The sequence below is a fragment of the Streptomyces boncukensis genome (genome assembly GCF_011045075.1).
GTDB lineage: Bacteria > Actinomycetota > Actinomycetes > Streptomycetales > Streptomycetaceae > Streptomyces > Streptomyces boncukensis.
Map to the genome: position 1 here is coordinate 1 of NZ_JAAKZZ010000295.1, position 9,407 is coordinate 9,407.

Sequence of the window (9,407 nt, forward strand, 5' to 3'; positions counted from 1 at the left end):
GGGTGCCGGTCTTCCGGGGGGCGTAGAGCAGGTCCGGGGGGAACAGGGCTCCGGCCTGCTCCCAGTACTCCGGGCGGCAGGCCACGGCCATGCGGGCGCCCGAGGCGCGGAGCCAGCTCGACGTGCCCACCGTCCACTGCCGCAGTCCGTGCGCCAGCTGGGGCGGCATCTCCTCCGGGGCGTCGAGCAGGACGAGGAAGGGGCGCTTGGCATCCCGGGCGAGCCGGGCGGCCACATCCGGGTTGGCGGCGCAGGGCTCGCCCGCGCGGGGCCCGCTGCCGGGCGCGCGGGAGGCCCGGATGATGCGGGCCGCACCGGAGAGCGCCCGCGCCACGGCCTCCCGTACGCTGCCGTCCCCGGCCCGCAGATCGGCGCCGCGCAGCCAGACGGTGGGCTCCGGCGCCGCGCCGCGCGCCCGGCGTGCCGCGAAGGCCGCCAGCTCGGTCGTACGGCCCGTGCCCGGGTCGCCCACCAGTCCGACCACCGTGGCACCGCTCTCCGTGAACGCCGCGAACTCCTCCGCGATCTCCGGCCGGGCCACCGCGTGCGCGCAGCGTTCGACGGCGGGGCCCACCGAGGTCGCGGTCAGCTGCAGCGTGCCCGCGAGATTGAGATCGGGGCCGAAACCGGGGACGGTGGCGCCGTTCCGGCGCAGCAGCACGCCCAGCGGCCCGGCGGGCGCCAGCACCCCGGCGGCGTAGAGCGGCACGGCGAAGCAGGCGGTGCGGCCCGGGGCGTGCAGCGCGGTACCGAGTACGCCCAGGACAGCGCCGGTGGTGGCGTCCCGCACGGGGGCGCCGGACGCGCGCCTGCTCAGCCGCAGCTGGACGCAGGTGGCCTCCGGCAGGGCCAGCTCCAGCACCTGCTCCAGCGGGTGGTAGCGCTCGGTGGAGGTGTAGGTGGCGGCGACCGTGCCGGTGAGCGCGGCCTCCAGCCTGCCGTCGGCGTCGAAGACCACCCGCGTCCCCGTGTCGCAGGGCCGCTCGGCCCCGATGACCAGGGGGGCCAGTCCGAGCCCCGTGGTGCGGATCAGTGCCAGGTCCCACTCCGGGAGCGGGGTGATGTCGCCGTGCTCCGCCAGGAACGTGCGGTCGCCGGGGGCGTGGACGACGGCGCGGGTCAGTCCGTCCACCGCCTCGTGGCTGGTGATCACAGTGCCGAGGCCGTCGGCCGGGAAGCCGGATCCCCGCGCCCGCCCGGCCAGGTCGCAGATCCGCACCAGCGCGGGCTGACCACGCTCCGCCGACATCGCCGAACCTCCCCGCTGGCACGCCCCGCACTCCCGACCGTAGAGCGGTGGTGATCAGCGGCACAGGCCACGGGCCGAACGCGCCCCCGTCCGCGCCCATGATTCACTCCGAGCGCCTGCCCATTGGGGTGAATGCGAGTCTCTGAATGGATATAGAGACATGGGGGACCCAGGAGGGGGATCGTGGGGCGGGCGCTGACCAGGGCCAGCGCCCGCCCCACGGTGGTCATCCGGCCCGTACCCCGTACCCCGTGCCCCGCGGCAACCGCAGGGGGCAGCCCCGTCCCGGCACGCTCCGCAGGGAAGCCGGGCCCTACGCGAAGACGGCGAGGCTCCTGGCCCGCCCCTGCCGCTGCTCCACCAGCGCCACGAAGCGGTCTCCGGGACCGAAGACCGCCACCGGGCCGCCGGGCCGCTCAGCGGGCATCCGCAGCTGCGCGCCGTTGCCGATCAGCCGGGCCTGCTCCTCGTCGACGTCCCAGCGCGGGAACGCCGCGGCTGCGGCCTCGCCCAGCGGGAGCAGCGGCAGCGGCTCCTCCCGGTCCACACTCTGCTGCAGCTCCTCCAGGGTGTGCGCCCCGTCCAGCCGGTACGGGCCCACCCGGGTGCGCCGCAGCGCCGTCAGATGGCCGCCGGTGCCCAGCCCGGCCCCGAGGTCCCGGGCCAGCGCCCGTACGTACGTACCCGAGGAGCAGGCCACCGAGACCAGCAGGTCGGTCACGGGTGTGCCGTCGTCCGCCGTCTCCTCGCGCACCTCGTGCACCGCGAAGGAGGAGACAGTGACCGGCCGGGCGGCCAGCTCGACCTCCTCGCCCTCCCGGACCCGCGCGTACGCCCGCTTGCCGTCCACCTTGACCGCGCTCACCTTCGAGGGGATCTGCATCAGGTCCCCGGTGAGCCCGGCGACGGCCGCGTCCACCGCCTCGCGGGGCAGGTCCCGGGCGCCGTGCGAGGCCGTGGTCCCGCCCTCGGCGTCGTCCGTGACGGTGTCCTGGCCGAGCCGGACGGTGGCCACGTACTCCTTCTCGGTCAGCGCCAAGTGGCCGAGCAGCCGGGTGGCCTTCCCGGTGCCGATGACCAGGACGCCCGTGGCCATCGGGTCCAGCGTCCCCGCGTGCCCCACGCGCCGGGTCCGCGCCATCCCGCGCAGCTTGGCGACGACGTCGTGCGAGGTGAACCCGGCGGGCTTGTCGACGACGACGAGCCCGCCGGGGGCGTCGTCCTTCTTCCGTGCCACGGGCTCAGCCGTCCTCGCCTTCGGCGTCTCCGGCGTCTCCGGCGTCCCCGGCGTCGTCGGACTCCCCCGGCTTGCGGTACGGGTCGGCCTCCCCGGCGTAGGAGGCGCCGGAGGACGCCTTGCGGACCTCCTCGTCGGCCGCGCGGGCGCGGGCCAGCGCCTCGTCGATGGTCTTGGCGTTCTCCGGCAGCGCGTCCGCCACGAAGGTCAGGCTGGGGGTGTGCTTGACGGCCGCCGCGGCACCGACGGCCGAGCGGAGCACGCCCTTGGCGCTCTCCAGGCCGGCGGCGGCGGCCTTGCGGTCCTCGTCGTCGCCGTAGACCGTGTAGAAGACCGTCGCCTCGCGCAGATCGCCGGTGACCCGGGTGTCCGTGACGGTCACGTGGGTGCCGAGCCGCGGGTCCTTGATGCCCCGGTGCAGCATCGTGGCGACCACCTCGCGGATGAGGTCCGCCAGCTTCTTCGCCCGAGCGTTGTCGGCCACTGGTCCGTCTCCTTGCTGATGCGCGCTGTCGCGCTTACTCGTCGTCATCTGAGTGGATCCGCCGCCGTACGGACAGCAGTTCCACCTCTGGCCGCGCGGCGACAAGGCGCTCGCAGCGGTCCAGCACTCCGGTGAGGTGCCCCGTGTCCCCCGAGACCGCCGCCAGACCGATCCGGGCCCTGCGGTAGAGGTCCTGATCGCCGGTCTCCGCCACGCTCACCGCGTACGTGCGGTGCAGCTCGGCGACGATCGGGCGGACGACGGAGCGCTTCTCCTTGAGCGACCGCACGTCGCCGAGGAGGAGGTCGAAGGACAGCGTCCCTACGTACATATGGTGCGGGTATGGCCACCCGGGGGGCGTGAGATGTACCGGTCAGGGGAACCGTACACGCAACGGCCGGGGCCGATCGACGGAAATATCCTCCGCCGACCGGCCCCGGCTCACGAGGGGCGGATCAGCCGCGCGGCTTCTCCCGCATCTCGTACGTCGCGATGACGTCATCGATCTTGATGTCGTTGAAGGAGCCGAGGTTGATACCGCCCTCGAAGCCCTCGCGGATCTCGGTGACATCGTCCTTGAAGCGGCGCAGGCCCTCGATGTTGAGGTTCTCCGCCACGACCTTGCCGTCGCGCACGACGCGGGCCTTGGTGTTCCGCCGCACCTCGCCGGAGCGGATCAGGACACCGGCGATGTTGCCCAGCTTGGAGGAGCGGAAGATCTCGCGGATCTCGGCGGTGCCGAGCTCCACCTCCTCGTACTCCGGCTTGAGCATGCCCTTCAGCGCCGCCTCGATCTCCTCGATCACCTGGTAGATGACCGAGTAGTAGCGGACGTCGACGCCCTCGCGCTCGGCCATCTGCGTCGCGCGCCCCTCGGCGCGGACGTTGAAGCCGATGACGATCGCGTCGGAGCCGGTCGCCAGGTCGATGTCGGTCTCGGTGACCGCGCCCACGCCCCGGTGCAGGATGCGCAGGTCGACCTCCTCGCCGACGTCGAGCTGGAGCAGCGAGGACTCCAGGGCCTCGACCGAACCGGACGCGTCGCCCTTGATGATGAGGTTGAGCTGCTGCACCTCGCCCGCCTTGAGCACCTTGTCCAGGTCCTCCAGCGAGACCCGGCGGGTGCGCTTGGCGAACGCGGCGTTGCGCTCGCGGGCCGCGCGCTTCTCGGCGATCTGCCGGGCCGTACGGTCCTCGTCGACCACCAGGAAGTTGTCGCCCGCGCCCGGGACGTTGGTGAGGCCGAGCACCAGGACGGGGGTCGAGGGACCCGCCTCCTTGATGCTCTCCCCCTTGTCGTCGAGCATCGCGCGGACCCGGCCGTAGGCGTCGCCCACGACCATGGTCTCGCCGACCTTGAGCGTGCCGCGCTGGACCAGGACGGTCGCCACGGCGCCGCGGCCGCGGTCCAGGTGCGCCTCGATCGCGAGGCCCTGCGCGTCCTGGTCGGGGTTGGCCCGCAGGTCGAGCGTGGCGTCCGCGGTGAGGACCACGGCCTCCAGCACGCCCTCGATGTTGACGCCCTCGCGCGCCGAGATGTCGACGAACATGGTGTCGCCGCCGTACTCCTCGGCGATCAGGCCGTACTCGGTGAGCTGGCCGCGCACCTTGGTCGGGTCGGCACCCTCGACGTCGATCTTGTTGACCGCGACGACGATCGGGACCTCGGCCGCCTTGGCGTGGTTCAGCGCCTCGACGGTCTGCGGCATCACGCCGTCGTTCGCCGCGACCACCAGGATCGCGATGTCCGTCGACTTGGCACCGCGCGCACGCATGGCGGTGAACGCCTCGTGACCGGGGGTGTCGATGAAGGTGATCTTGCGCTCTTCGCCGTTCACCTCGGTCGACGCCTGGTACGCGCCGATGTGCTGGGTGATGCCGCCGGCCTCGCCCTCGATGACGTTGGTCTTGCGGATCGCGTCCAGCAGGCGCGTCTTGCCGTGGTCGACGTGACCCATGACGGTCACCACCGGCGGCCGCGGCATCAGCGCCGTCTCGCCGCCCTCGTCCTCGCCGAACTCGATGTCGAAGGACTCCAGGAGCTCCCGGTCCTCCTCCTCCGGGCTGACGATCTGAACGGTGTAGTTCATCTCGTCACCGAGGAGGTGCAGCGTCTCGTCGGAGACGGACTGGGTCGCGGTGACCATCTCGCCCAGGTTGAACATCACCTGGACCAGCGACGCCGGGTTGGCGTTGATCTTCTCCGCGAAGTCCGTCAGGGAGGCGCCGCGCGACAGCCGGACGGTCTCGCCCTTGCCGCGCGGAAGCATCACGCCGCCGACCGACGGCGCCTGCATCTGCTCGTACTCCTGGCGGCGCTGCCGCTTCGACTTGCGCCCGCGCCGCGCCGGACCGCCGGGGCGGCCGAACGCGCCCTGCGTGCCGCCGCGGCCACCGGGGCCGCCGGGGCGCCCGGCGAAGCCGGGACGGCCGCCGCCGCCACCGCCGCCGGGACGGCCGGCGAAGCCGCCGCCACCGCCACCGGGACGCCCGCCGCCGGGACCGCCGCCCGGACGGCCGCCGAAGCCGCCGCCACCGCCGGGACGGCCGCCGCCGCCCGGACGGCCGCCGCCGCCACCGCCGGGGCCGCCCCGGCCGGGGCCGCCACCGCCGGGCCGCGGGCCCGCTGCCGGGCGCTGCGGCATCATGCCCGGGTTCGGACGGTTGCCGCCGCCACCGCCACCGCCACCGGGGCGCGGGCCGCCGCCCTGCGGGGCCTGCGGACGCGGCATGTTGCCGGGTGTGGCCCGGCCGCCGCCCGGGGCCTGCGGCCGCGGGCCGCCGCCCTGCGCGCCGCCGCCCTGGGCCGGGCCCGGCTTCGGGGCGCCGGGCTTCGGCGCCTGGCCGGGCTTGGGGGCACCGCCGGGACGGGGCGCCTGCGGGCGCGCCATACCGGTGGAGCCGCCGGAGGTGAAGGGATTGTTGCCCGGACGCGGGCCCGAGGACCGCCCGCCCTGCTTCGGGCCGCCCTGGCCCTGCTGGCCCGGCTTGGACCCCTGGCCGCCCTGGGAACGGCCGCCCTGGCCCTGCCCCTGCCCCGGCTTGGGGCCCTGGCCCGGCTTCGGCGCCTGGCCCGGCTTCGGAGCACCGGGCTTCGGCGCGCCGCCGCCGGACGGGGGCGCGGTGAACTCGGGCTTCGCGGGCGCGGCGGGCTGCGCCGGACCCGGCTTCGGGGCCGGACCCGGCTTCGGCCCGCCCTGCTTGGGCGCCTGGGACTCCGGAGCGGCCGGGGCCGCCGGGGCCTCCGGGGCTGTCGGGGCCGCCGGAGAGGCGGCGCCGCCGGACTGGTCGGCGTCGGAGGCGGGTGCCGCCGGAGCCTCGGGGGCCGGCTTGGGAGCCGGACCCGGCTTCGGGGCGCCCGGCTTGGGGGCCGCGCCGGCGCCCGGCTTGGGCGCGGCGGGCTGGGCGGCGGACTTCTTCGGTGCCGCCGGCTTCGCTGCGGACTTCTTTGCGCCGTTGGCGCCGCCCGCGTCGAACGCGTCGGTGAGTTTGCGGACTACCGGCGCCTCGATCGTCGAGGACGCCGAACGGACGAATTCCCCAAGTTCCTGGAGCTTGGCCATGACGACCTTGCTCTCGACTCCAAGCTCCTTGGCGAGCTCGTATACCCGGACCTTAGCCACTTCGCTCCTTACGGCCCGGGGGATCGTCCGCCGGACCTTCGCTACTGATGCATGGGCGTACTCATCGCGTACTCATCGAGTGCTCATCGCAATCTCGACCTACTTCCAACTCGCGAGGTACCTCTCCCGCACGGGGGCCGTGCGGGCTGTCTTACGGTGTTTCCTGCTCGGTCTGTGCCACGTGTCCGCGCAGCTCCGCGATGTCGAACGGCCCAGGGCCCCGGAAGGCCCTGTTGAACGCCCGACGGCGGACGGCCTGCTCCAGGCAGGACCGAGTGGGATGCAGATACGCACCCCGACCAGGCAGCGTACCGCGAAGATCGGGGATACAGCTTCCCCCGATCAGCACCACACGCAACAGACCGCGTTTGTCCGAGCGCTCCCGGCAGCCCACGCAGGTGCGCTCAGGGCATGCCCGGATACGCGTCCGGCCAGACACTTGTAAAGTCTACCTCCCCGAAGCCCCGAACCCCTTGGGGGGTGAGGGCGTCGTTACTCTTCCGAGCCCTGATCCCGCACCGCGCGGGTTCCAGCGCGGGCGGTGTGCGGCCCCGCTCCGGCCCTCCGGTGCCGACCCTCCGCCTCAGCCCTGTTCCGCCGCGCGGTCGGGAGCCTGTCCGGAGTCGGGAGCCTGTCCGGAGTCGGCGCCGGGACCGGGGCCGGCGCCGCCATCCGCCGTGTCCGGCCGGATGTCGATGCGCCAGCCGGTCAGCCGGGCGGCGAGCCGGGCGTTCTGCCCCTCCTTGCCGATGGCGAGCGACAGCTGGTAGTCGGGCACCGTGACCCGGGCCGAGCGCCCGGCCAGGTCGATGATCTCCACCTGGCTCACCCGGGCCGGGGACAGCGCGTTGGCGACCAGCTCCGCCGGGTCCTCGGACCAGTCCACGATGTCGATCTTCTCGCCGTGCAGCTCGGCCATCACGTTCCGCACCCGGCCGCCCATCGGCCCGATGCAGGCGCCCTTGGCGTTCAGCCCGGAGCGGGCCGAGCGTACGGCGATCTTCGTACGGTGCCCGGCCTCGCGCGCGATGGCGGCGATCTCCACCGAGCCGTCCGCGATCTCCGGGACCTCCAGCTCGAAGAGCTTCTTGACGAGGTTCGGGTGGGTGCGCGAGAGGGTCACGGACGGGCCGCGTACCCCCTTGACCACCCGGACCACATAGGTACGCAGGCGGGTGCCATGGCCGTAGTCCTCACCGGGCACCTGCTCCTGCGGGGGCAGGATGGCCTCCAGCTTGCCGATGTCCACGAGCACGCTCTTGGGGTCCTTGCCCTGCTGGACCACGCCCGCGACGACATCCCCCTCCCGGCCCGCGTACTCGCCGAAGGTGACCTCCTCCTCGGCGTCCCGCAGCCGCTGCAGGATGACCTGCTTGGCGGTCGTGGCGGCGATCCGGCCGAACCCGCTGGGCGTGTCGTCGAACTCGCGGGGCTCGGCGCCCTCTTCGAGGTCGTCCGGGCTCTCCTTGGCCCAGACCGTGACATGCCCGGTCTTCTGGTTCAGCTCGACCCGCGCGTCCCGCCTGCTGCCCTCGGTGCGGTGGTACGCGATGAGGAGGGCCGACTCGATCGCCTCGACCAGCAGATCGAGGGAGATCTCCTTCTCCCTCACCAGCCCGCGCAGGGCACTCATGTCGATGTCCACGGCTACGCCTCCTCCTTGCTCTCGTCGTGGGCGGCCGCGGACTTGCGCTGCACCTGCTCAGCGGCCTTGCGGTTGAACTCGATCTCGACGCGCGCCTTCGCGATCCCGTCGAAGGGAAGGCGGCGCGCGGTGGGCCTGCGGCCCTTCACCCCGGGGACCTCCAGGTCCACGCCCGCGTCGTCCACCCCGGTGATCCGGGCCGTGAGCTCGCCGCCACCGGCCTCCTCGGTGAGCTGGGCCCTGATCAGCCGCCCGACGGCGCGGCGGTAGTGCCGCTGCTCGGTCAGCGGGCGGTCGGCACCCGGGGAGGTGACCTCCAGCACATACGGGGAGCCGCCCATGGCGTCCGTCTCGTCCAGCACTCCGGACAGCTCCCGGCTCAGCTCGGCGCAGGCATCGAGCTGGACTCCGTCGTCGGCGTCCACGACGACGCGCAGCACGCGCCGCTTTCCCGCCGGGGTCACCTCGATCTCTTCGAGATCGAACCCCCTCTTGCAGACGAGCGGTTCCAGCAGTCCGCGCAGCCTCTCGCTCTGGGTGGTGCTCATCCGGGTGACTCCTCGGCCGCGTGTGCTGTTGTAGGGGGCCTGTGACAGGGGCGTGTCGCCGCCCAAGCCTAGCGCCTGTCGGGGACTGCGCCGACCCGGCGGGGGAAGCCGGGAGGTGTGGGACGTCCGGGTACGCATGGGGCGCGGCGGGGTGGTCATGGGAACACCGGAACCGGACACCGGTACTCTCACGTGGCGGTGATCACCGCTGCGCGGCGCCCAGCCGAACGCCGGACGATGCCCACAGCAAGGCCAGCGAGGCCAGCCAGGCCCACAGCCAGGGAGTGCACCATGCCCCTCACGCCGAACCGGCACGCGCCGGGCCCGCGCAGGCGCACCCTGCTGGCCGGGGCGCTGGGCACGGCGGGCCTGGGCGGGCTCGGCCTCACCGCCGGCTGCACCTCCGGCGACGGGGACTCCGCCGACGAGGCGCGCAAGGCCGCCGTACGCCGCACCCGGCTGCGGGCCGCACGGGAGAGCGAGGCGCTGCTCGCGCGCTACGACGGAACGGTCGCCGCGCACGCGGCGCTGGCCGGGAAACTGCGCCCGCTGCGGGACGCGGTGGCACGGCACGCGCAGCTGCTCCGCTCGACCTCGCCCGACACCGGCACCCCCTCCCCC

General features: G+C 74.0%; 8 protein-coding genes and 1 pseudogene. 1 reads left to right on the plus strand and 8 read right to left on the minus strand.

The window, feature by feature from the left end:
* From G5C65_RS24075 to rimP, 8 genes are all read right to left on the minus strand, one after another.
* Nucleotides 1-1,249: trypsin-like peptidase domain-containing protein (locus G5C65_RS24075; protein WP_338146618.1), on the minus strand; the 1,249-nt coding region annotated here is incomplete at its 3' end.
* A gap of 313 nt (nucleotides 1,250-1,562) precedes the next feature.
* Nucleotides 1,563-2,486: a tRNA pseudouridine(55) synthase TruB gene (gene truB, locus G5C65_RS24080; protein ID WP_165301010.1), complete on the minus strand. Its 924-nt coding sequence runs from the start codon at nucleotides 2,484-2,486 to the stop codon at nucleotides 1,563-1,565.
* Nucleotides 2,487-2,490: 4 nt separating this feature from the next.
* A complete protein-coding gene (gene rbfA / locus G5C65_RS24085) occupies nucleotides 2,491-2,970 on the minus strand; it encodes a 30S ribosome-binding factor RbfA (protein ID WP_165301011.1) in 480 nt (159 codons plus the stop codon).
* A gap of 34 nt (nucleotides 2,971-3,004) precedes the next feature.
* Nucleotides 3,005-3,301 carry a DUF503 domain-containing protein gene (locus tag G5C65_RS24090; protein WP_165301012.1) on the minus strand — a complete coding sequence of 99 codons (297 nt, stop codon included), beginning with the start codon at nucleotides 3,299-3,301 and terminating at the stop codon, nucleotides 3,005-3,007.
* 124 nt (nucleotides 3,302-3,425) lie between these two features.
* Nucleotides 3,426-6,593, minus strand: coding sequence for a translation initiation factor IF-2 (infB, locus tag G5C65_RS24095; protein WP_165301013.1), 3,168 nt, complete (start codon nucleotides 6,591-6,593; stop codon nucleotides 3,426-3,428).
* A gap of 151 nt (nucleotides 6,594-6,744) precedes the next feature.
* Entirely contained in the window at nucleotides 6,745-7,032 is a 288-nt protein-coding gene (locus G5C65_RS24100) for a DUF448 domain-containing protein (RefSeq protein WP_165301014.1), read from the minus strand.
* A gap of 144 nt (nucleotides 7,033-7,176) precedes the next feature.
* Entirely contained in the window at nucleotides 7,177-8,238 is a 1,062-nt protein-coding gene (gene nusA, locus G5C65_RS24105) for a transcription termination factor NusA (RefSeq protein WP_338146620.1), read from the minus strand.
* A 2-nt stretch (nucleotides 8,239-8,240) separates the two neighbouring features.
* A complete protein-coding gene (gene rimP / locus G5C65_RS24110; protein ID WP_165301015.1) occupies nucleotides 8,241-8,786 on the minus strand; it encodes a ribosome maturation factor RimP in 546 nt (181 codons plus the stop codon).
* Nucleotides 8,787-9,077: 291 nt separating this feature from the next.
* On the opposite strand from rimP, the pseudogene G5C65_RS24115 reads away from it, so the two are divergent.
* Nucleotides 9,078-9,407 (plus strand): annotated as a pseudogene (locus tag G5C65_RS24115) (hypothetical protein); the annotation flags it as partial.

Excerpts from the sequence above, each read along its gene's own strand:
- G5C65_RS24090 (WP_165301012.1), bottom strand. The coding sequence starts at position 3,301 with ATGTACGTAGGGACGCTGTCCTTCGACCTCCTCCTCGGCGACGTGCGG.
- rimP (WP_165301015.1), bottom strand. The coding sequence starts at position 8,786 with ATGAGCACCACCCAGAGCGAGAGGCTGCGCGGACTGCTGGAACCGCTC.